Consider the following 22,774-nt stretch of genomic DNA (forward strand, 5'->3'; position numbering starts at 1 on the left):
CGGCGGTGGGCCTTCGGCGGTGGACAGGGAGAGGGACGGAGGGGGAGCGGGGCGGAGGGGCACCGGGCGGACCGGGAGGCGACCGGGTGTCTCAGGCCCCCGGGTGTGGTTCCGCTTCCGGTTCCGCCCCGGGGTGGGCCGCGGGTTCCGTTTCCACGGTCTCCGGTTCCTCCCGCAGTTCGGTGAAGGGGACCAGGGCCACGGTGATGTTGTCGTGGCCGCCCCCGTCGAGGGCGTGCCCCACCAGCACCTGCGCGCTGTGCAGGGGACGGACCGCGGCGTCCGGGGGCAGGATCCGGGCCATCTCCTGGGCGGATTCGGCGTAGTTCCAGAGCCCGTCGGTGCAGACGACGACCACCCCGGGGTGGTCCGGCCGGAAGCTGGCGGTGTGCGGTTCGAGGTCGTAAGCGTCGGCTCCGAGCCAGCCGGTGATGGCGTGCGCGCGGACGTCGGCATAGGCCTCGGCCTCGCCCATCAGGCCCGCCGCGACCATCTGCGCCGCCCAGGAGTCGTCCTCGGTCAGCCGGCGGGAGAGTGCGCCGCGGTCGTCCGGGACCCAGTAGGCCCGGCTGTCGCCGACCCAGCCGATGGTCAGGACCCCGCCGCTGACGACGGCGCCGACCAGGGTGCAGGCCGGGGCGTTCTGCGCGCCCGAGGTCTCCGGCGCGAGGGCGTTCACCGCGGAGGCCGCGGCGAGGATCGCCTCGTGCATGGCCTCCGAGGGGTGGGCGCCGCGCGGGAGGGCTTCGAGCAGGGCCTCGTTGGCGGCGGCGGCAGCGGCGGCCGAAGCCTCGTCGGGACGGCTCGCGGAGGAGACCCCGTCGCAGACGATGGCCACGGTGGCGGCGGAACCGTCGGGCAGGGCGGTGGCCGCCACCGCGAACGAATCCTCGTTGCGGTGGTGGCGCAGGCCCCGGTCGCTGACGGCGGCGACGCTGCCGAGCTCCTCCTCCAGGTGGTCCCGCTCGCGCGGCTGGGCGTGACCGCAGTGCTCGCAGTACCCGTCGGTGTCCACGTGCCCGGCGCGGCAGGCGACACAGGTCCTGCCACCGTCCCCCTGCGGGGCGGCGTACGGGTCCTCCTGCTCGGGCGTGCCCGGCGCGCTCCGGGCCGGCTCCTCGGGCGCGGCGCCGGGGTCGGGCTCACCGCCGCCGGGGAGGTCGTAGCGGGCGCCGGCCGGGCTCGGCGTCGGGCCCCGGCCGTACGGCTCCTCGTGCCGGGCGGGCTCCGGGGACCAGGGCGCGTCCGGGCCCGGCAGGTCGAAGTCCCCCCCGACCAGGGTCGGAGCGGGCTCGTCCGCACTGCCCCAGCCCGGAGCGGGCACCCCGGAGGCGTACCCGCCGTCCGGGGCCGGGCGCTCCTCCAGCGTCGGGGCGTACCCCCGCGCGGCCGGAGCCGGGGCGCCCGGGGCGTACCCGGGGGGCGGGGGCGGCGGGGTCAGCGGGAGGGTCGGGACGGGATCCGGCGGCGGGGGCGGGGCGGACAGGGAGTAGCCGCACACACCGCAGAAAAGGTCACCCTCTTCCAGGGGTTCCGCACAGCTGGGGCAGCCCGACGGCCGATGCATCGACATCAATCACACCCACGTCCGGGGACGGAAACGGTTTGCCCGCTCCACCAGTTCGATCCTCTCCTCGCCCCGCTGCGCCAGCCGCGCGAGGACGCGGTACGAGCGCTCCAGGCCGAAGCGCAGCCCCCGCTCGTCCAGTTGGCTGCCGAGCAGCGAGGTCCGACCGGGGTCCGCGCCCCGGCTACCCGACAGTACCCAGTCGAGGGCCGCGCCCAGAACCTCCGTCGACAACCGCTCCTGCCGTTCCGGGTCCAGCCCGAACCGCCGCAGTGCCTCCACCTGGTCGGAAGCCGCCGCGAGATCGGCCGGCAGGTCCTCGTGCGGGGCCCGGTCGCGCAGGCGTGCCCGTACCGCCGCCACCCGTGCGGCCGTGTAGTGGATCGAGGACTCCGGTACGGATTCCAGGGTGTCCACCGCACCGGAGCGGTCCCCGGCGGCCAACTGGACGCGGGCCAGGCCGAAGGCCGCGCTCACGAAGCCCGGGTCGGTGGCCCAGACGAGGCGGTAGTAGTCGGCGGCGTTGTCCAACTGCCCGAGGACCTCCGCGCACAGCCCGAGGGCCAGCTTCGGCGCGGGCTCGCCGGGGAAGGCGTCGTAGATGGCGTCGAAGGACAGGGCCGCTATCTCGTCGTCCCCGGTGGCCAGGGAGGCGATCCCGCGGGCCCACACCACCCGCCAGTCGTCCGGGTAGCGCGCCTCCAGCACCGCCAGGGCCTCGCCCGCCACGGATAGTTCGCCCAGTTCGAGCCGGGCGCGCAGTTCGCGCAGTCGCAGCTCGGCGGAGTCGGCGGGCGCCGCGGACAGGGCGGCCGCCAGGTCGGCCGGGGCCGAGGAGAGGAGCCCGGCCAGGAACCCGGCGTTGGGGTCGGTGGAGTCCACCAGCGGCACGGGGAGCGCCAGCGCGGTGTGCCGCGCGTCCAGCGGGGCCAGCCCCGCGGCCGCCGGGGTCACGGCCGGCGGGACGGCGGGCAGCGCGACGGCCGGCAGCGAGAGCGCCGGCGCGGCGGGGGCCACGGGCGGCCGGGGTCCGGGCACCGGAGCGCTCGTCACGTGCGTGGCGGTGGCGCCCAGCGCGGGGACGGCGCCGCCCGACGGCGTGCCCGGCTGCGCCGCGATCGGCGGGGTCCCGCCCCCGGAAGCACGCGGGGCCTCGAAGCCCGTGCCGGCGGGGAGGGCGCTCGGGACGGCGCGCTCCGAAGCCGCCGAGCGGCGTCGTCCCGGCCGCGGCCCCCGACGCGGTGCGGCCCGCGCCCCCAGTCGGGACACCTCCGAGCCGGGGTCGTCGGCGTAGAGCCGGGTGTCCGGGACCGTCGTCTCGGGCCCGAACAGGGTGGAGAGCTGCGGCCGGGGGCGCCCCGTCTGGAGGGCGACCACCTCGCGCAGCACGCCCGTCAGCTGGTCGGCCATCTCCTGGGCGGAGGCGAAGCGGCGCCCGGGATCCGGGTCGGTCGCCCGGACGAGGAGGCGGTAGAAGGACTCGTACCGGTGGAAGACCTCGATGTGCTCCGGGTCGGGCAGCGAGTCCACGAACACGTTCGTGTAGCCCTGGAAGTCGAAGGTCAGCACGGCCAGGGTGCGCGCGACCGTGTACAGGTCGGAGGCCACCGAGGGCCCCACCTCCGCCACCTCGGGCGCCTGGTAGCCCACCGTGCCGTAGATGGCCGACTCCTCGTCGTCCATCCGGCGGACCGCGCCCATGTCGATCAGCTTGAGCTGGTCCTGCTGCTGGATGGCGTTGTCGACCTTGAAGTCGCAGTACAGCAGGTTCCTGCTGTGCAGGTGACCGAGGGCCTCAAGCGCCTCGATCCCGTACGCGCACGCCTGCTCCACCGGCAGCGGGTCGCGCCGCCCGTCCGGCCGGCGCCGGTCGTTCGCGATCTCCTTGAGGGACTTGCCGCCCACGTACTCCATGACGATGTACCCGTCCAGCGAACCGGTCCGCTGGTCCAGGTGCTCCACGAAGTTGTAGATCCGCACGATGTTGGAGTGCTCGATCTCGGCGAGGAAGCGCCGCTCGGAGATCGCCGCCTCCATCGCGTCCTGGTCCCCGGTGTCGAGGAGGCCCTTGAGCACCACCCACCGGTCCGAGACCGCCCGGTCCACCGCCAGGTAGACCCAGCCCAGCCCGCCGTGCGCGAGGCAGCCCGCCACCTCGTACTGGCCGTGCACCACGTCCCCGGCGCGCAGCTTCGGCACGAAGGAGTACGGATGGCCGCACTTGGTGCAGAACCCCTCGGTACGGCCCGGCCGTTCGCCGCGCGCGCGGCCCACCGGGGCGCCGCAGTCCGAGCGCGAGCAGAACCGCTTGCGCTCGGGCACCTCCGGGTTCTCCAGCACCGCCGCCGAAGGATCCGGACGGGGTACTTCCGGGACGTTGACCAGCCCGGCGCCCAGCCTGCCGCGCCCCGAGGAACCGGTCGAGTTGCCCGAACTGCGCACGGAGACCAGCCGGGTGGAGGCCCGGCCCGACAGGGAGCGCGAGAGCCGTCCCGACACCGAACGGCGCGAGGAGGAGGAGCGCGAGGACCGCGAGGAGCGGGCCGAGGCGGAGGAACGGCCCGAACCGCGCGAGCCCGCCGAACCGGCGGAGCCCGCCGAGCCCCGCGCATCGCCGTGGCGGGCGGCGCTGGTCATCCCCGTCGGCGGGGAGACCAACTCCTCGGCGCCCGCGGCGATCGTGCCGACCGGAGCGAGCCCGCAGGTGTCGCAGTACAGCTCGCCGCCGCCCATGTCCTCGTACGTCCCCGGGCATCCGGGACGCACGCAGGGCGTTCCGTTCAGGCTCATGCGTCCTCCTTCCCCGGCACAGCGGGCCGGTGGTCTCGCGTCGGGGGCGGGTCCGCCGCCGGTGTCCGCTGCGCGGCCAGTGCCTCGGCCGTCGTGTGCTGGTAGCGCAGGACGGCCCCTTCGGCCGCCCTCAGATCGCAGGGCGCGCTCCACAGCATCCGCCGGGCGGTGTCGTACCGCTCGATCAGCAGCGGATCCTCCGCCAGGCCGTGCCGGGCCACCTTCGCCTTGTACGCGTCGAGCCGCCCCCGCAGTTCGGCCCGCACCGCGAGGGGCGCCGTCACCGCGGTCAACGATTCGCGGGCCCTGCGCAGTTCCTCGTCCGCCCGGTCCTCCAGGGCGTCCAACAGCGGGGAGAGCCGGTGCCACCGGGACTGGCGCCGGTATTCGGCCGCCGCCGCCACCTGCTCCTGGAGGGCCGTCGGTGGGCCGCTGACCGCCGGCACCTCCGAAGCGGCGATCTTCGCCAGCACCTCGACGCGCGCGGTCCGCGCCTCCGCCAGGGTCCGGTCGGCCCGTGAGAGCACGTCCCGCAGGGCGATCAGCCGCTGTTCGGCGTCCTGCCGCACGGTGAGCACCGCCTCGACCTCACGGCGTACGTCGTCCAGCGCGCGGGCGGCCCGGTCGTAGCGGCCGGTGTCCGGCCGGCCCCCGCCCGGGGCGGAGCTGCCCGTCACCGCCTCCCAGAAGGCCAGCGGGTCCGCGATGACCTCCTCCCGCAGCCGCGCCAGCTCGGCGGTGATCGCGGCCAGCTCGTCCCCCGAGGGGTGTTCGCCCGGCCGGACCCCCACCGAATGCGCCAGCGAGCGGGTCCGGTGCAGTTCCGCGGCGAGGAGGTCTATCCGCGCGGGCAGCGCCGACCACACCGAGTCGGCGGCGACCACCACGTCCAGCGAGCGCGCGTACAGCTGGTTCATCCGGGACACCAGCTCGGCCAGGGAGAACCGCTCGGTGAGCGCGACGCCCTCCACCGCCGCCCCGGCGATCATCACCCCGGGTCCGCGCAGCCGCTCGGTCAGCTCGGACAGCTCCTCGCGGCTCGGCCAGCGGCGCCGCTCACGGATCTCCCGGGCGGCCTTCAGCGCCCCGCTGTAGGCGTCGAAGTAGGTCCACAGGCGGGTGATCGCCGCGTCGGCGCCGACCCACCGCTCCCTGGTGACGCCGGTCAGCGCGGCGCCCTCCAGCAGCCGGCGCCCGGCATGGTCCTGGAGGGCGAGCAGGGAGGTCTCGACGGCCTCGTGCTCCGCGGCGAGGCGGGTCAGGGCGCGGTCGACGTCGTCCCGGTCCATCGGCGCCGGTCCCGCTCCGGGAAGGCTCACATAGGGCTCCGAATCCACCACCGGCCTCAGCCGTCCCGGTATTTGGGCGCGGGAGGCACGACGGCCTCGGGCAGCACGTGCTCGAAGTGCTTCTTGTACGAGGTCGACCACGGGCTCTGGTCACCGCCCGCGCGGTAGTTCTCCAGCACCTTGTTGACCCGGCGCACCAGGTCGGTGGCGTCCTTGTTCATCGCCACCCCGTAGAACTCGCGGGTGAAGGGCGCTCCGACCAGCCTCAGCGACTGGTCCTGCGCGGCCTGCCCGGCGGCGAGGGCGTTGTCGGTGATGATCCCGTCCACCTCGCCCAGTTGCAGCCGCACCAGGCAGTCCAACTGGTTCGGCACGGACACCGGGACCGCGCCGTACGACGTGGTCTTCAGGGCCGCCTCCGCCGTGGACCCGGCGGCGGTGCAGATCCGGCGGCCCTTCAGGGAGGAGTCGTACCCCTTGATCTCCGAACCGGTGGGGACGAGCACCTGCTGACCGGCCTCGAAGTAGGCGGTGGAGAAGGCCACGTCCTCCAGCCGCTTGCAGTTGATCGTCATGGTGCGCACGACGATGTCGACCCGACCCTCCTGGAGGGCCGGGATGCGCTGGTTGGTGGGGATCGCCCGGTAGATGACCTTGTCCTCGCTGCCCAGGATGTCCTTGGCGATGGCCCGGACCAGGTCGATGTCGAAGCCCGCGAGGGAGCCGTCCGCCTTGCGGTAGCCCCATTTGAAGCTGTTCTGGTCCACGCCCGCGACGAGTTTGCCCGCCTCGCGGATCCGCGCGATCGTCGGGCCGTCCAGACCGGACGGGCGCAGGCTCGCCTCCGGGTCCTGACAGGTGTCGGCGGGGGCCAGCGGGGCCGCTCCGACCGCGGCGGGCTCGTGGACCGCCCCGGTGCCGCGGTCGGCCGGCGAGCCTTGGGTCAGCGGGAGCAGGACGGCCGCGGCCGTCACCGCGCAGGCGGCGGCCATCGCGGTGACCCCGCCCCAACCGCGCAGCCGGTGCGCGGAACGCCGGATGCGACCGCCCGCTCCGCCCGTCGCGCCCTCGACGTCGGCCCCGTCCGGCGCCCCGGCGCTCGCGCCGCCCGGGCCCGTCGTCGGCTCCGTGGGTGTCCGTCGTATCCGCATCGAACTCACCTGTACTCCGAAAGCCTGCGGCCGATGCCGAGGAGGGCCGCCACCGCGCCGAGGACCGCCAGGGCCGCCGCGCCCGTCGTCAGACCGTCCAGCGCGCCGAGTCCGCCGCGGGCGGCCCGGGTGAACTCCTGCTGCTCATGGGCGACGGCCCGCTCCAGCGAGGCGTCCACCGTGTCGAAGGAGGCCCCGCTGCTGTCCTTGTGGTTCGCGTCCCCGATCACCTGGGGCAGCGCCTGCTCGTAGTCGCCGCGCATGTCGCTCTCCCGGGCGGCGGCGTGCCGCTGCTTCCACTGGGCCACGCCGTCCACGGCCCGGGTGACGGGATCCCGGCCGGCGTCGTCGTCGGCCAGCCGCAGGGCACGGGCCAGTCCCGCGTCGAGCTGCTTCATGTTGGTCGCGTAGTCCACGTCGTACTTGTCGGACTTCTTGTCCTCCGCCAGTACGGCGCCCCGCGAGATCAACGTCAGATTCTCCCCGGCCCGGGCCTGGAGCGAGGCGATGCGCGCGTCGTTGAGCACCTTCAGCGACTCCTGACCGTCGGTACGGGCCTCGCTCAGCTCCGACCGGGCGAGCGCGTGCCCCACCGTCAGCCACATCAGCACCACGAGCGCGGCGGCCGCGGCCGCCAGCAGGCCCTGGTTGAGGACGCGGTGGGTCCGCAGGTAGTCGCGCCGCTGGGCCCAGGCCAGCGCGGCGAGGGCCAACAGCCCGGCGCCCGTGGAGGCCAGCGGCCAGGACCGGGCCTCGTCGTAGTCGGCGTAGAGCCGGCCGGTCTCCGCCTCGTACAGCCGCTGGGCGGCGGGCAGCAGCACCGTGCTCATCTGCTCGTTGGCGTGCCGCAGGTAGGCGCCGCCGAGCGGCAGCCCCTGACGGTTGTTGGCGCGCGCCTGCTCGATCAGCCCGGTGTAGCGGGGCAGTTCCCGGCCGAGGAGGGTTATCTCCTTGCGGGACTCCCCGTCCGCCCCGGTGTTGGCCGCCGCGTTCACCAGCAGTTCGGAGGCGTTGGCGATGTCCTTCTCGTAGCGTTGGCGCACCTCGCGCGGCTCCTGGGCCCCGGCGAGGAACCCGCTGGAGGAAGCCGTGTCGGCGTCCGCGAGGGAGCGGTAGATGCTCGCCGCGTCCGCGCTCAGCGGCTGGCTGCGGCCCACCACGTCCTCGGCGGCCGTGACCCGGCCGGAGATCTCCCAGAGCGCCACCGCGCCGAACAGCAGGACCACGGCGGCCAGTACGGCGCCGATGATCCGCAGCCGGCCCGGCTCGGTGGTGGCGCCGGCGCGCAGCAGGTCCACGCCCTCCGCCCAGGCGGTACGCCCCGGTGGGGCGACCGGTCTCGCGTCCGGCCCGCCGGGCGGCGGCCCGGAGGCAGCACCGTCCCCGGGCGCGGACGCGCGTGTCGTGATGGCCACCGTGACCTCCCCCTCGGTCCTCTGTTCCGCAGAAGTATGGCCGTAGCGGCGGCCGGCCACATCACCGGTGCTCGATCTTGGGCAAACCCGCGCCCCGGCCGGCTCCCGCGCCGTCCCCCGGCCCCGCTGCCGTGCCTCCCGCTCGCGCCCGCCCCCCCCGTGTCGACCCTTCACCGTCAATACGCCCGGGCCGCCCCCACGGTTCCAGACGCGGGCGCCGGCCGCGCGGGTTCACCCGAAATGGGCACGGAGTTTCTCGTGGGCCTCAGGGGTCGCACCGAGCGCGTCCAGTCCCAGCAGTGCGGCGCCGAGCACCGGCGGGGCCGTCACCACCGAGACCCGGGCCCGCGGGGCCCGCTCCGCGAGCAACTCCTCGACACGGCCGTTGAGCTGCGGATGCCCGGCGGCGAGCACGCTGCCCCCCAGCACGACCGGAGCCTCCTCCTCCAACAGTCCGAGCCGGCTCAGCGCCACCGAGGCCATCGCCACCACCTCCGTGGCCTGCCGTTCCACGATCGCCGAGGCCACCGGATCGCCCGCGGCGGCCACCGCGAACAGCACCGGCACCAGTTCGTGGACGCGCCGCCGGTCCAGGGTGCCCAGGTGCAGGGCCTCGATCAGCTCGGCCATCGAAGCGAGGGCGAAGTGCCCCGGCAGGGCCGAGGCCAGCTCCGTCGGGCCGCCGCGCCCGTCCCAGGCGCGCGCCGCCCACCACAGGGCCTCCTCCGCGAGGCCGCCCCCGCCGCCCCAGTCGCCGGAGATCGACCCGAGCGCCGGGAAGCGGGCGGTGCGCCCGTCGGGGAGCATGCCCACGCAGTTGATGCCGGCCCCGCAGACCACCGCGACCCCGCGCGGCAGGCCCGTGCCGGCCAGGCCGGCCCGCAGGATCGCGAAGGTGTCGTTGCGCACCTCGGTGGCCGCGCCCCAGCCGCGCGCGCTGAGCGCGCCCGCGAGCCGGCGCTCCTCCACGGGCAGGTCGGCGTTGGCCAGGCAGGCCGAGACCCGGGCGGCGTACGGGGCCCCGGGCCGCAGCCCGGGCAGCCCGGCGGCCTCGGCGGCCTCCGCGACGGCCTGCCCGAGCACGTCCACGGCCGCCTCGACCCCGACCCGGGGAGGCTGGAAGCCCCCCGAGCGGCCGGTTCCGAGCACGGTTCCGTCCGCGCCGATCAGGGCCGCGTCCGTCTTGCTGTTCCCCGCGTCGACCGCGAGCACGGCGGCCCCGGCTACGCCCATGGCAGGTGCTCCTTGTTGTGCGCGAGCAGCCGGTCGGTCAGCCCCTCGGCGAGGTCGTACTGCCCGATCAGGGGGTGGGCGAGGAGGGCCTTGGAGACCCGCTCCCGCCCCCCGCGCAGGGCGGCGTCCAGCGCGAGGTCCTCGTACGCGCTCACGTGGGCGACCAACCCGGCGTACAGGGGGTCCAGCCGGGGCACGGCCAGCGGCACCGCTCCGGAGCGGTCGACCCGCGCCTGGACCTCGACGACCGCGTCGTCCGCGAGGAACGGCAGGGTCCCGTTGTTGAGGGTGTTGACCACCTGCACGGACGGCCCACCGTCGCCGAGCAGGGCCGCGGCCAGGTCCACGGCGGCTTCGGAGTAGAAGGCGCCGCCCCGCTTGGCCAGCAGCGCGGGCTTCTCGTCGAGCGCGGGATCTCCGTACAGCGCGAGGAGTTCCTTCTCCATCGCGGCGACCTCCGCGGCCCGGGAGGGCTTCGAGCCCAGCTCGCGGACCACCTCGTCGTGGGCGTAGAAGTAGCGCAGGTAGTACGAGGGCACGACCCCGAGCCGGTCCAGGACCGGGCGCGGCAGGCGCAGGTCGGCGGCGATGGCCTCGCCGTGTTCGGCCAGCAGCCCGGGGAGCACGTCGGTGCCGTCGGGGCCGCCGAGGCGTACGCCGGTCTCCCAGGTCAGGTGGTTGAGGCCGACGTGGTCGAGGTGGATCTCGGCCGGGGTCACGTCCAGCAGCGCCGCGAACTTCCGCTGGAGGCCGATGGCGACGTTGCACAGCCCGACCGCCTTGTGGCCGGCCGCGAGGAGGGCCCGGGTGACGATCCCGACGGGGTTGGTGAAGTCGATGATCCAGGCGTCGGGGGCGGACCGGCGCACCCGCTCGGCGATGTCCAGGACGACGGGCACGGTGCGCAGGGCCTTCGCCAGCCCGCCCGCGCCGGTGGTCTCCTGGCCGACGCAGCCGCACTCCAGCGGCCAGGTCTCGTCCTGGAGCCGGGCGGCCTGCCCGCCGATGCGCAGCTGGAGCAGCACCGCGTCGGCTCCGGCGACGCCCGCGTCCAGGTCGGAGGTGGTGGTGATCTTCCCGGGGTGTCCCTGGCGGGCGAAGATCCGCCGGGCCAGGCCGCCGATCAGCTCCAGCCGCTCGGCGGCCGGGTCGATCAGCGCCAGCTCGGAGACGGGAAGGGTGTCGCGCAGCCGCGCGAATCCGTCGATCAGCTCGGGGGTGTAGGTGGAACCGCCGCCCACCACTGCGAGTTTCATCAGGTCTAGCCTTTCACTCCGGTCAGGGTGACTCCCTCGACGAACGCCTTCTGGGCGAAGAAGAAGAGGACGATCACCGGGGCCATGACGAGCACGGTCGCCGCCATGGTCAGGTTCCAGTTGGTGTGGTGCGCGCCCTTGAAGGACTCCAGTCCGTAACTGAGGGTCCAGGCGGCGGGGTTGTCGGACGCGTAGATCTGCGGGCCGAAGTAGTCGTTCCAGGCGCAGAAGAACTGGAACAGGGCCACGGCGGCGATGCCGGGCTTGGCCATCGGCAGGACCACCCGCAGCAGGGTGCGCAGTTCGCCGCAGCCGTCGACCTTGGCCGCGTCGAGGTACTCGTCGGGGATGGTCAGCAGGAACTGGCGGAGCAGGAAGATGGAGAAGGCGTCCCCGAAGGCCATCGGGATGATCAGCGGCCACAGGGTGCCGGACAGATCGAGCTGCTTCGCCCAGAACAGGTACATGGGGATGACCACCACCTGCGGCGGCAGCATCATCATGGCGATCACGAGCAGCAGCGACAGCCGCCGGCCGCGGAAGCGGAACTTGGCGAGGGCGTAGGCGACGGGTACGGACGAGACCACGGTCAGCAGGGTGCCCAGGCCCGCGTACAGCAGGGTGTTGCGCCACCAGGTCAGGAAGCCGGGGGTGTTCCACACCTTCGCGTAGTTGCCCCACTCGAAGGTGCGGGGCCACAGGTCGCGGGTCAGCGCCTGCTGGTCGCTCATCACGGAGGTGAGGAAGAGGAACACGAACGGCAGGACGAAGAAGAGGGCCGCGGCCACGGCCAGGGAGTGCACGGCGACCCAGTGCAGCACCGCCCTGCGCCGGTGTTCCCGGGCCGGATCCGGTCCGGGCGTACGGCGGGGCGCGGTGGGGCGGGTACGAGGGGTGGTGCGGGTGTCGGCGCTCATTCACCGGCTCCGATCAGTCCGCCACGGCGGCGCATCAGGAGCGCGGTGAAGGCCATGGAGAGGGCGAACAGCACCAGGGCGACGACACAGGCGGTGCCGTAGTCGAAGCGCTGGAATCCGACGTTGTAGACGAGCTGGGGCAGGGTCAGCGTGGACTTGTCGGGGTAACCCGGCTCGAACTGCTGCCCGGAGCCGCCGATGATCCCGGCGGCGACCTTCCCGGCGACCAGGGGCTGCGTGTAGTACTGCATGGCCTGGATGACCCCGGTGACCACGGCGAACAGGATGATCGGGGAGATGTTCGGCAGGGTGATGTGCCGGAAGCGCGCCCAGGACCCGGCCCCGTCCAGCTCGGCGGCCTCGTACTGCTCCCTCGGCACGTCGAGCAGCGCGGCCATGAAGATGACCATCAGGTCCCCGACCCCCCACAGCGCGAGCGCGGTGAGCGCCGGCTTGGACCAGTCGGCGTCGGTGAACCAGCCGGGCGTGGGCAGCCCGACCGCGTCGAGGAGGGTGTTGACGGGTCCGGTGCCGGGGTTCAGGAGGAAGACGAACGCCAGGGTGGCGGCCACCGGCGGGGCCAGGTAGGGCAGGTAGAACAGGGTCCGGAAGAAGCCGGCCCCGGTCTTGACCTTCGTGATGAGCAGGCCGACGCCCAGGCCGAAGACGACCCGGCAGCTGACCATGACCACGACGAGCCACAGGGTGTTGCGCATCGCCGGCCAGAACAGCGGATAGTCCGTGAGGACGTAGTTCCAGTTGTCCAGGCCGTTGAAGACGGGGGGCCGGAAGCCGTCGTACTTGGTGAAGGAGAAGTAGACGGTGGACAGCAGCGGATAGGCGAAGAAGACGGCGAAGCCGATCAACCAGGGCGACATGAAGGCCGCGGTCCGCAGGGCGGACCGCCGGCGCTTCGCCCGCAGGGTGTGCGTGCTCATCGGGATCTACTGGGCCTTCGCGATGTCCGTGTCGATCTGCCGGTCGGTCTCGGCGAGACCGGTCGGCAGGTCCGCCACGTCGCCCTTCTCCGTCTTGTACGCGAAGTCCTGGAGGGTCAACTGGTAGGTGCCGCCGTCGGCCTGGGCCGGGGTGGTGTTCGACTTCGGGTGGCGGGCGATGTCGAGGAAGGTCTTGAACTCCGGGGTGACCTGGAGCGCGGGGGAGTCCAGCGCGGCCAGCGTGGACGGCACGTTGTGGATGGCGTTGGCGAAGGCCACCAGCGCCTCGGTGTCGGTGGTCATGTACTTCACCAGTTCCCAGGCGGCGTTCTGTCGGTGGCTCGCCGAGGCGATGCCCATGACGGTGCCGGAGACGTAGCCCTTGCCGTAGTCGTCGACCTGGTCGTCCGGGACGGGCAGCGGGGCGGTGCCGATCTCGAAGCCCACGCCGGCCTCCTTGGCCATCGCGGCCCGCCACTCGCCGTCCACCTGCATGGCGACCAGGCCCTTGTGGAAGGGGTGCTCGGCGCTCCACTCGTCACCGAAACCGGCGCGGAACCTCTCCAGCTTCTCGTAGCCGCCGAGCTTGGCGACCAGGTCCTTCTGCGCGGTCAGCATCTTCGCGAAGGCCGGGTCCTTCGCCAGGTTCGACTTGCCGTCGGCGCCGAAGTAGGTGGGGCTCCACTGTGCGGCGAGGCGCATCGGGGTGGTCTCGTAGCCGTGGAAGGTGGGCATCACCCCGAGCTGTTCGTAGGTGTCCCCGCTGGTCTTGGTCAGCGTCTGGGCGTCCGCGACGAACTGGCTCCAGGTCTTGGGGGGCTCGGTGATCCCGGCGGCGGCGAAGGCGGTCTTGTTGTAGACGAGGCCGTAGGCGTCGTTCAGCAGCGGGAGCGTGCACTGGTTGCCCTTGAACTGGGTGTACTCCAGCAGGGTCTTGGGGAAGACCTTCGTCTTGTCCACCCCGGACTTGGCCAGGAAGGGGTTCAGGTCGGCGAAGGCCCCGGAGTTGCAGAACTTGCCGACGCTGTCGGTGGTGAAGGAGGAGACCACGTCGGGGGCCTTGTCCCCGCCCGCGCGCAGCGCCTGGTTGATCTTGTCGTCGGTCATGTTGCCGGTGACCTTGACCTTGATGTTCGGGTGCGCCTTCTCGAACCGGGCGATGTTCTCCTCGATGGCCTTGACCTCGCCGGGCGCGGACCAGCCGTGCCAGAAGGTGAGGGTGACGTCCGCTTTCGGGTCGTCGTCGGCGGCCGCGCCCGCGCCGCCCGTGCAGGCGGTCGCGAGCAGGGATATGGCGGCCAGGGTGGTGGCGGCGGTGGTCAGGCGTCCGGTTCTGGGCATGGCGGTGCTCGCTCTCTGCGGGGGAGGAACTTCCGGTGAGGGGTGCCGTGGGTGGTGCGGGCCGGGGGCCGGGCGGTACAGCGGGTGGGGCGGCGGGGGCGGGGGCTAGCGGGAGGTGTCGAAGACTTCCTCGCGGGTGGCGGCCAGGGCGCTTTCGAGGGCGCCGCGCAGGACGGGCCGCTCCAGGACCTGACCGGTGACCAGCCGGGGCCGGGAGGGCGCCAGCTCGGCGAGTTCGGTCTCCAGGAGCGCGCGCAGCGGCTCGCCCCCCGCGGTGATCACCGCTCCGGACAGCACCACGATCTCCGGATCCAGTACGGAGACCAGTGAGGCCAGGCCGGTCGCCAGGAGGGTGGCGTACGACCGGAGGAAGCCGGGGTAGGGCCCGTCGGGCGCGGCGGCGGCCCGCTCCAGCAGGGCGACGGCCACGGCCACTTCCCCGCCGTCCGGACCGTCGGCCCCGCCCCCGGGGGTCTCGATGCCGTGCCCGGCGGCCAGGGCGGGCAGCACCTGCGCGCCGGCCAGCTCCTGGTAGCCCCCGCTGTTGGCCCGGGTGACCTGGCGGACCAGGGGGTGGCCGGGTACGGGCAGGAAGCCGACCTCGCCGGCGCCGCCGGTCCAGCCGCGGTGCAGTCGCCCGCCGAGCACGAGGGCGGCGCCGAGGCCGTCCTCGTTCCACAGCAGGACGAAGTCCTCGTGGCCGCGGGCCGCGCCGAGGCGCTGCTCGGCGACGGCGGCGAGGTTCACGTCGTTCTCGTACTCGACCGGCATGGGCAGGGCCGCCGCCAACTCGTCGAGCAGGGTCGGGGAGTGCCAGCCGGGCAGGTGGCTGGCGTAGCGCAGCCGGCCGGAGCGGGGGTCGAAGGCGCCGGGGGTGGCGATGACCAGCCGGTGCAGGTCGGCGGTGGTGAGCCCGGCGGCCTCGACGGCCCCGCCGAGGGCGGTGGTGACCTGTCCGACGGCGTCGGCGCCCTCGGTGTAGGGGAGCGCGAAGCTGCCGATGACGGTGCCCGTGAGGTCGGCGACGGCGGCCAGCACCCGTTCGGGGGTGACGTCGAGGCCGCCGACGTGGGCCGCGCGGGAGTTGAGCGTGTACAACTGGGCGCTGGGACCGGGGCGTCCGCCGTCCGTACCGGTGGCCACGACCAGCCCGGCCGCCTCCAGACGGGCCAGCAGTTGTGAGGCGGTGGGCTTCGACAGCCCGGTGAGGTGCCCGATCCTGGTCCGGGACAGGGGACCGTGCGTCAGCAGCAGCTCCAGGGCGGCGCGGTCGTTCATGGCGCGCAGCAGGCTGGGCGTTCCGGGCGTGGCGGCGGGCATGGTGCGCTCTTTCCCTCACCGAGATGAACTGTTAGGTAAGTTTCCTATCGCGCTCTGAGCTGTGTCAATGGCACTGCCCCGCCGGAAAGTACCGGCGGGGCAGCGACAGGGGACAGGGTGGGGCCAAGGGGACTACTTGGTGATCCTGGGGCTGCCGGACGAGGGCGCCGGGATCGGCGTGGTGGCCATGGACTGCGGGGACGTGGGGTTGTTCAGGGCCGAGGGCGCGGCCACCGAGGCCGACGGGTCCGGGGCCTCCTCTTCCGCCTCGGCGGGTGGCAGGCCACCGATGATCCGGATGCCCGCCGCGTCGAAGGCCTCCTTGAGCCGCCAGCGCAGCTCCCGCTCCACCGAGAACTGCTGGCCGGGCATGGTCTTCGCCGACACCCTCACCGTCATGGAGGCCAGCAGCACCTCGTCCAGACCCAGCACCTCCACCGGGCCCCACAGGCGCTCGTCCCACGGGGACTCCTTGGCGAGGGAGTTCGCGACCTCCTGGACCACCTCGCGGATGTGCGTCAGGTTCTCCGTCGGCCGGACCTGCACGTCCACCCCGGCGGTGGCCCAGCCCTGACTGAGGTTGCCGATGCGCTTGATCTCGCCGTTGCGGACGTACCAGATCTCGCCGTTGTCCCCGCGCAGTTTCGTCACGCGCAGACCGACCTCGATCACCTCACCGGAGGCCACGCCCGCGTCGATCTTGTCCCCGACGCCGTACTGGTCCTCCATGATCATGAACACGCCGGACAGGAAGTCCGTGACCAGGTTCCGGGCACCGAAACCGATCGCCACGCCCGCCACACCGGCACTCGCCAGCAGCGGGGCCAGATCGATCTTCAGCGCGCCCAGCACCATCAGCGCGGCCGTGCCGAGGATCACGAACGAGGCCACCGAACGCAGCACCGAACCGATCGCCTCGGAGCGCTGCCTGCGCCGCTCGGCATTGACCAGCAGCCCGCCGAGGGCGGTCCCCTCGACCGCCTCGGCGCTGCTGTTCATCCGGCCTATGAGCTTGGTCAGCGCCTTGCGGACCACCGAACGCAGCGCCGCCGCGATCACGATGATCAGCAGGATTCTCAGCCCGATCCCGAGCCAGGCGGCCCAGTTCTCCTCGATGAAGCTCGCGGCGTTGGTCACGCTTTCGGTGGCGTCTTCGGAGTTGGTCGCTGCCAGCGGGAGCAGGATGGCGGGCGAGGGCACGGCGGGATACCTCCAGGGCATTGCGTCCTGCCCGCGGGACGAGGGTGTGCGGGCAGACCAACCACACTAACGGGGTACGCCGCCGCACCCGTGGTCGTGTTCGAGGGAGAGACCGGACTCACCAGGGGATGAAGGGGGGTGTGGTTCAAAACACCCCGGACCCGTTACGAGCGCGTGGTGGCGCATCGACCAGCCGTAAGGGGAGACTGGAAAGCAGATCGTCCCGGCGCGAGCCACGCGCCGCCGGCGTACAAGGAGGCAGTCCGTGCCGCACGTCCTGGTCCTCAACGCGTCGTACGAGCCCCTCGGCGTCGTACCGCTCCGACGCGCGCTCGTCCTCGTCCTGGAGAACAAAGCGGTCTCCCTGGAAGAATCGGGCGCTTTCCTGCACAGCGCGACCAGAGCGGTCCCCGCGCCCAGCGTGGTCCGGCTCAAGCGCTTCGTGCGGGTCCCCTACCGGGGGCCCGTTCCACTCACCCGCCGCGCGCTCTTCGCCCGCGACGGCGGTCGCTGCATGTACTGCGGGGCCGTGGCCACCAGCGTGGACCACGTCATCCCGCGCAGCCGGGGCGGTCAGCACGCCTGGGACAACGTGGTCGCCGCCTGCCGGCGGTGCAACCACACCAAGGCCGACCGCCACCTGTTGGAACTGGGCTGGCGGCTGCGCCACCAGCCGGCGCCGCCGTCCGGCCTGGCCTGGCGGATCATCGGGACGGGCCACCGGGACCCCCGGTGGATGCCCTACCTCCAGCCGTACGGAGCCGAGGACGCGCTGGACCGCATCGGGGTCGCCGCGTCGTAGCGGTACGGGGAGGCCGCGTGGTCAGGGGGTGACGGCGAAGGCCGAGGCCGACCACAGGCTGCAGCCGAAGCGGGTGGCACGCCGCTCGCAGGTCACGCGCAGGAAACGGGTGTCGGGCGCGTCCAGGCGGACGGCGTCCGTCGTGGGCCCCGTGCCCCGCGAGACCACCTCCGCACCCGGGCGCCAGTTCACCCCGTCCGCGGAGGTCTCCACCCGGTAGCGCGAGGGGTACGCGTCCTGCCAGCGCAGGGTCACCAGACCCACCCGCGCCGGGGCCGCCAGCTCCGCCCGCCACCACGCGCCGTCCCGGGCCGGGGAGGACCACCGGGTCGCGGCGGAACCGTCCACCGCCGCCGAGGCGGGGAACTGCGGGGCCTCGTCGCCCGAGGAGTCGGCCCGCGCGGCCAGGAGCAGGTCCGGGCCGCCGGTACGCGGGACCACCCGGACGGTGAGCGTGCGGGAGAGGCCGTCGAAGCCGAGCGGGACCCGGTGTTCGCCGACCGGGGTGCCCGGCGCGACGGTCACCTCCACCGGGACGGACACCCGCGCGCCCCGGGCGACGAGCACCTCCCCGGGCAGCCGCACCGTGATCCCGGCCGGAGCCGACGCCGTCGGCGCGCCCCGCACCTCGCCCGCCCGCAGCGCCGACAGCTCGGCCGTCACCGTGACCGGGGCCCCGCCCGCCTCCACGTCCGCCCGCCCTCCGCCGCCCAGCTCGAAGCCGGTGCGGGGGCCGTCCGCGAACCACGGCACCACCGCGTGCACCGCCGGGGCGGGCCCCGCCCACGACAGCCGGACCGCGTCCGCGGACACCCCGGCGGCCTCGACCTGGGTCCAGCCGGACGCCGCCGCCTCGCCGATCCGGCGCCAGCCCCCGCCCGGCACGCGCACCTCCACCACGGCGCCCCGCGAATCGGAGCCCAGCGGGTCCGTCATGACCGCGACCGCCTCCAGCGGCCTGGCGGAGTCCAGCCGGACCGTCCAGGAGCCGGGCCCGTGCTCCACGGTCCCGGCCGGCCGGTCCGCGCCCGTCCACGCGTCCGCCTCCGCCGCCGCCTTCGTCAGGAACGGGTCGAGCACGGCGCCGTCCACCCGCACCCCGCCGCCCCGCTCCAGCCCGTCGCGCACCGAGGCCAGCTCCCGCGAGGCCCGCCAGGCCGCCGCCCCGTCGCCCCGCGCCTGGGCCCGCATCAGGTCCACCGCCAGCTCGCCCGCGGCCCCGTACCGCGAGAGCCGCTCCAACCACGGCCCGGCCTCCTGCACCACGTCCGCCGGGAGCCGCCCGGGGGCCTCCCGGAGCACCGTGAAGGCGGCCCGCAGCCCCCCGCCGGCCGCCTTGTCCCCGGCGGCGCGGCCGCGCCAGAACTCCTCCACCAGCGGCCTCAGGTAGGAGGACTCCTCCTGCCCCAGCCCGGAGGCGGCGGTGTTCCCGGCCAGGGCGGCCAGCGCCGCCCGGGTCCCCGGGTCGGCGCCCGCCAGGTCACGCACGGCCGCCGCCCAGGACTCCCCGGGCTGGTAGCCGCGCGGGTTCCAGGCGTAGTCCGCCGCCGTGAACACCGGGATCCGCGACAGGGTGCCCCGCGCCATCGCGTTCGTCAGCATCCCGGCCGAACCGCTCGCCACCGCCGGCTCGCGCCCGGCGTAGGGGCCGAGGAAGACGCGGCCCGGGTCCCAGTCGTTGACCGGGTAGTTGTCCATCGTGACCAGCGGGTGGTCGAGCACCGAGCGCGCCCCCGCCAACTCCTTGCCGGTGATGGTGCGCGGCACCACCCCCACGCCCGTCCAGGCCACCTCCACCCTCGGGTCCAGAGCGGCCGCGAGCGCCGTCCGGTAGGTGGTGGCGCCCTCCTGGAAGTACTCCGTCGGCATCAGCGACAAGGGCGCCGAACCGCCGTACCGGGCGGCCAGGTGCGCCGCCAGCTCGCCCGCGACCTCGGCGTGCGCCTTGGCGGCGGCGGCCGGCCCCGTCCCGTAGCGCACCCGGTCGGCCCGGCAGCCCCACTCCGTGTAGCTGACGTCCTGGAACTGGAGCTGGAACGCCCGCAGGCCCAGCGCCCACATCGCGTCCACCTTGCGCAGGAGCGCCGCCCGCTCCTCGGCCGAGGCCAGGCACATCGACTGGCCGGGAGCCACCGCCCAGCCCAGCACCACGTGGCCCGCGCGGGCCCGTTCGGCCAGCGCCCGGAACTCCTCGCGCCGCTCGACCGGGTACTCCTCGCGCCAGGCCGTCGTGCGGTACGGATCGTCGCCCGGGGCCAGCAGCAGCCGGTTCTGCTTGGTGCGGGCCATGAAGTCCAACTGCGCGAGGCGCTGCTCCCGGGTCCAGGGCTGCCCGTAGAACCCCTCGGTCACCCCGCGCACGGGCGCCGTCGGCCAGTCCCGCACCAGCATCCCGGGCACCTTCCCGGCCCCGGCGGCGAGGAGTTGGCGCAGCGTCTGGGCCGCGTGGAACAGGCCGTCGTCGCCCACCCCGGCCAGCGCCACGGTGTCCCGCCCGCCGGCGCGGCCCACCGCCAACCGGTAGCCGCCGCCGGGGAGGTCGCCCGGGGCGGCCGCGCCCAGCGCCGTCAGGGCGCTCTCGGCGTCCGCGCCCTGGAGCCTCACCACGAGGGCCCGTTCGGGCAGCTCCGCCCCCGGGGCCCGCTCGTGCAGGGTCCGTACGCCCGCGGCGCGCAGGGCCGCGCGCACGACCTCGACGGCGTACGGGTCCACCCCGCGCGGCGCCACCAGCACGGCCTCCGCCCCCACCGACAGCTCCCGCCCGGGATCCGCGACGGCCGACTGTGGCCGGGGCCACACGGCGGGTCCCTCGGAGGCGGGTCGAGGGGCCTCGGATCCCGGGTCGAGGACCGGTGGCGCGGAGGCGACCGATGCGGCGGCGGCCCCGGACGCCGCCGGGGTCCCGGGACGCGGGGCCGCCGAGGGGTCCGGCGCGGAGGACCCCGTCACGGAGACCGGAGCGTCCGCGGCGACGGCCCCGCCCAGCAGCGACCCGATGACGGCGATCGCCGCCGCGGTCGCCCGCTTCCTGCCCCTGAGCTGCACCAAGTCTCCTCGAACGGGCTGTCGGAGGCGGGGTTCCCCGCTCGTACGCGCGCGCCAGAGCCCACCACCCGTGCGACAGACGTGTCAATGCTCACGGGTGGTCTGACCGATATCGGGCAGGAATGCGGTGCCCCCGACTGGGTATGGCTGCGGTATTGCCCGGGGGTGTTGCATGGCCAGATCCGACGAACGCGTACGAAGGAGTGCTCCGATGAACGACCAGACCCCCGCCGCCCTTGTCCCCACCGTCCGCACCCCCGCCGCCCGTACTCCCACCGCCCGCGGCGCGAGCGCCCACCGGCGCCCGCGCGCCCCGCTCGCCCACCTGCCCACCCAGGCCGGTCCGGGCGAGGACGGCCCCCTGACCAGCGAGCCCCCGCTGGTCGGTTCCGCGTACGCACCGCTGACCAGTGAGCCCCCGCTCGTGGACGAGGCCCCTCTCACGAGCGAGCCGACCACCACTCCCGCCGCACCCGCAGCGGACCACTAGACAGGGAACCCCATGGACGACCTCGCCCGGATCGCGGCCCTGCACGGCGTCGCCTCGACCTACCGGCCGGCCGAGGACGTCACCGTCGAAGTCCCCGAGGAGACGGTCCGTGCCGTCCTGCGGCTGACCGGGGCCCTGCCGGCCGAGGACCCCGACGACCTCCGGAGCCTGGCCGACTCCGGCGAACGGCGACGGGCCGAGCGGCTGCTGCCGCCGACCCTGGTGCACTGGAGCGGGGAGCCCGCCCCGCCGGCCCTGGCCGCGCTGCCGCCCGGGACACGGCTGCGGGTGACCCCGGAGGGCGGCGCCGGCGAGGTGGACTGGGGGCCCGAGCCGGCCCACGGCGTGCACCGGCTCACCGCCACCGCCCCCGACGGACGCACCGCCGGGGCCACCCTGATCGTGGCCCCGGGCCGGGCCCCGGCGGCGCCCGAGCGCGCCCACGGTCTGCTCGTCCAGCTGTACTCGCTGCTCTCGGAGCGCTCCTGGGGCATGGGAGACCTGGCCGACCTGGCGGAGCTGGCCCGCTGGGCGGCCCGCACCCACGGCGCCGGTTTCGTCCAGGTCAACCCGCTGCACGCGGCCGTCCCCGGAGCCCCGACGGACCCCTCTCCGTACCGCCCCGCCTCCCGGCGCTTCCCGGACCCCGTGTACCTGCGCGTCGAGGACGTCCCCGAGCACGCCCACCACCCCGACCGGGAAGCCCTCGACGCCCTCGCCGCCCGGGGGGCGGAGCTGCGCCACGAGGTGCTGGAGAAGGGGGCCCTGATCGACCGGGACGCCGTTTGGGCGCTCAAGCGGGAGGCCTTGGAGCTGCTGTACGCCGTCCCGCGTGCCGCCGTACGGGACGCCGCCTACCGGGAGTTCCTCGCGGAGCAGGGTCCCGCGCTGGAGCTGCACGCCCTCTGGTGCGCGGGCGCGGCCGGGGAGGAGCCGGAGCGCGCCGACTTCCACGCCTGGCTGGTGTGGCTGACGGACGGCCAGCTGAGGTCCGCCCAGGAGGCCGCGCGGGAGGCCGGGATGTCGGTCGGCATCGTGCACGACCTCGCGGTCGGGGTGCACCCGGAGGGATCGGACGCCCGCCTGCCCGGCCTGTACGCCCGGAACATCTCGGTGGGCGCGCCGCCGGACGCCTTCAACGCGCGCGGTCAGGACTGGGGGCTGCCGCCCTGGCGGCCGGACGTCCTGGAGGGCCTGGCGTACGAACCCTTCCGGGCCCTGCTGCGCGGGGTGTTCCGGTATGCCGGCGCCCTGCGCATCGACCACGTCATGGGCCTGTTCCGGCTCTGGTGGATCCCGGAGGGGACCCCGCCCGCCGAGGGCGCGTACGTCTCCTACGACGGCGAGGCCATGCTGGCCGTCCTGGTGCTGGAGGCCCACCGGGCCGGGTCCGTGGTCGTCGGCGAGGACCTCGGCACGGTGGAGCCGGGGGTGCGCGACGCGCTGGCCCGGCGCGGGATCCTCGGCACCTCGGTGCTCTGGTTCGAGCGGGACTGGGCGGGCGACGGCGAGCCGTTGGCGTCCGGGGCCTGGCGGGAGGACTGCCTGGCCACCGCCACCACCCACGACCTGCCGCCCACCGCCGCCAAACTGGCCGGGTCCCACGTCGAACTGCGCGACCGGCTCGGCCTGCTGACCCGCCCGCTGGAGACGGAACGGGCCGAGGACGCCGCCGACACGGCACGTTGGCTGGAGGAGCTGGACCGCCTCGGCCTGGACACCAAGGGGGAGGAGGCCGCCGTGACGGCCCTGTACGCCTTCCTGCTGCGCACCCCCGCCCGGCTTGTCGGGGTGTGGCTGCCCGACGCGGTCGGCGACCGGCGTCCGCAGAACCTCCCGGGGACCTGGGACCAGTACCCCAACTGGCGGCTCCCGATCGCGGACGCGAGCGGTCGCCCGCTCACCCTGGAGGCCCTGACGGCCTCGCCCCGAGCGAACGCCCTGCTGAGCGCGGTGCGGGAGGGGGTGCAGACCCATACGGCACCCCCGAGCGCGCGGGCGCTTTAGGTGTTCGCTACTT

General features: G+C 74.4%; 16 protein-coding genes. 3 read left to right on the forward strand and 13 right to left on the reverse strand.

The genetic code is table 11. The features are described from left to right. Positions 1-91: 91 nt before the first annotated feature. The 12 genes from ACIOD1_RS23730 to ACIOD1_RS23785 all read right to left on the reverse strand — a co-directional run bounded on the left by ACIOD1_RS23730 (position 92) and on the right by ACIOD1_RS23785 (position 16,438). A complete protein-coding gene (locus ACIOD1_RS23730; protein WP_401904466.1) occupies positions 92-1,573 on the reverse strand; it encodes a protein phosphatase 2C domain-containing protein in 1,482 nt (493 codons plus the stop codon). A gap of 3 nt (positions 1,574-1,576) precedes the next feature. Then, a complete protein-coding gene (locus ACIOD1_RS23735) occupies positions 1,577-4,357 on the reverse strand; it encodes a tetratricopeptide repeat protein (protein ID WP_401904467.1) in 2,781 nt (926 codons plus the stop codon). Next, entirely contained in the window at positions 4,354-5,646 is a 1,293-nt protein-coding gene (locus ACIOD1_RS23740; RefSeq protein ID WP_365615072.1) for a hypothetical protein, read from the reverse strand. Before ACIOD1_RS23740 ends, ACIOD1_RS23735 begins: the two co-directional genes overlap by 4 nt. A gap of 56 nt (positions 5,647-5,702) precedes the next feature. Next, positions 5,703-6,638 (reverse strand): glutamate ABC transporter substrate-binding protein, encoded by a 936-nt coding sequence (locus ACIOD1_RS23745; RefSeq protein ID WP_401904647.1) that lies wholly within the window; start codon positions 6,636-6,638, stop codon positions 5,703-5,705. A gap of 164 nt (positions 6,639-6,802) precedes the next feature. Beyond that, positions 6,803-8,212 carry a hypothetical protein gene (locus ACIOD1_RS23750; RefSeq protein ID WP_401904470.1) on the reverse strand — a complete coding sequence of 470 codons (1,410 nt, stop codon included), beginning with the start codon at positions 8,210-8,212 and terminating at the stop codon, positions 6,803-6,805. 231 nt (positions 8,213-8,443) lie between these two features. After that, the gene (locus tag ACIOD1_RS23755; protein WP_401904472.1) at positions 8,444-9,445 is read right to left on the reverse strand and encodes an N-acetylglucosamine kinase; all 1,002 of its coding nucleotides are present in this window, start codon (positions 9,443-9,445) and stop codon (positions 8,444-8,446) included. Continuing rightward, a complete protein-coding gene (locus ACIOD1_RS23760) occupies positions 9,436-10,701 on the reverse strand; it encodes a 6-phospho-beta-glucosidase (RefSeq protein ID WP_401904473.1) in 1,266 nt (421 codons plus the stop codon). The genes ACIOD1_RS23755 and ACIOD1_RS23760 overlap by 10 nt, the downstream gene beginning before the upstream one ends. Positions 10,702-10,706: 5 nt before the next feature. Further along, the gene (locus ACIOD1_RS23765) at positions 10,707-11,618 is read right to left on the reverse strand and encodes a carbohydrate ABC transporter permease (protein WP_365614840.1); all 912 of its coding nucleotides are present in this window, start codon (positions 11,616-11,618) and stop codon (positions 10,707-10,709) included. Beyond that, positions 11,615-12,556: a sugar ABC transporter permease gene (locus tag ACIOD1_RS23770; RefSeq protein WP_365614836.1), complete on the reverse strand. Its 942-nt coding sequence runs from the start codon at positions 12,554-12,556 to the stop codon at positions 11,615-11,617. Before ACIOD1_RS23770 ends, ACIOD1_RS23765 begins: the two co-directional genes overlap by 4 nt. Positions 12,557-12,562: 6 nt before the next feature. Further along, positions 12,563-13,897 carry an ABC transporter substrate-binding protein gene (locus ACIOD1_RS23775; protein WP_401904475.1) on the reverse strand — a complete coding sequence of 445 codons (1,335 nt, stop codon included), beginning with the start codon at positions 13,895-13,897 and terminating at the stop codon, positions 12,563-12,565. Positions 13,898-14,002: 105 nt separating this feature from the next. Beyond that, complete coding sequence (locus ACIOD1_RS23780) at positions 14,003-15,217, reverse strand: ROK family protein (protein ID WP_401904477.1); 1,215 nt, start codon at positions 15,215-15,217, stop codon at positions 14,003-14,005. A gap of 132 nt (positions 15,218-15,349) precedes the next feature. Next, a complete protein-coding gene (locus ACIOD1_RS23785; protein ID WP_401904479.1) occupies positions 15,350-16,438 on the reverse strand; it encodes a mechanosensitive ion channel family protein in 1,089 nt (362 codons plus the stop codon). 244 nt (positions 16,439-16,682) lie between these two features. Between ACIOD1_RS23785 and ACIOD1_RS23790 the strand changes: the two genes are divergently transcribed. Then, complete coding sequence (locus tag ACIOD1_RS23790) at positions 16,683-17,219, forward strand: HNH endonuclease (protein ID WP_365614827.1); 537 nt, start codon at positions 16,683-16,685, stop codon at positions 17,217-17,219. Positions 17,220-17,240: 21 nt separating this feature from the next. Here ACIOD1_RS23790 and ACIOD1_RS23795 read toward each other — a convergent pair whose 3' ends face one another. Beyond that, entirely contained in the window at positions 17,241-20,264 is a 3,024-nt protein-coding gene (locus tag ACIOD1_RS23795; RefSeq protein ID WP_401904649.1) for a beta-N-acetylglucosaminidase domain-containing protein, read from the reverse strand. A 211-nt stretch (positions 20,265-20,475) separates the two neighbouring features. Between ACIOD1_RS23795 and ACIOD1_RS23800 the strand changes: the two genes are divergently transcribed. Both ACIOD1_RS23800 and ACIOD1_RS23805 read left to right on the forward strand, forming a co-directional pair. Then, entirely contained in the window at positions 20,476-20,754 is a 279-nt protein-coding gene (locus tag ACIOD1_RS23800) for a hypothetical protein (protein ID WP_365614824.1), read from the forward strand. A 12-nt stretch (positions 20,755-20,766) separates the two neighbouring features. Then, positions 20,767-22,761 (forward strand): 4-alpha-glucanotransferase, encoded by a 1,995-nt coding sequence (locus ACIOD1_RS23805; RefSeq protein WP_401904480.1) that lies wholly within the window; start codon positions 20,767-20,769, stop codon positions 22,759-22,761. The last annotated feature ends 13 nt before the right edge of the window (positions 22,762-22,774 follow it).

Source organism: Streptomyces sp. NPDC088097, assembly GCF_044741845.1.
In the GTDB taxonomy this organism is placed as follows: domain Bacteria; phylum Actinomycetota; class Actinomycetes; order Streptomycetales; family Streptomycetaceae; genus Streptomyces.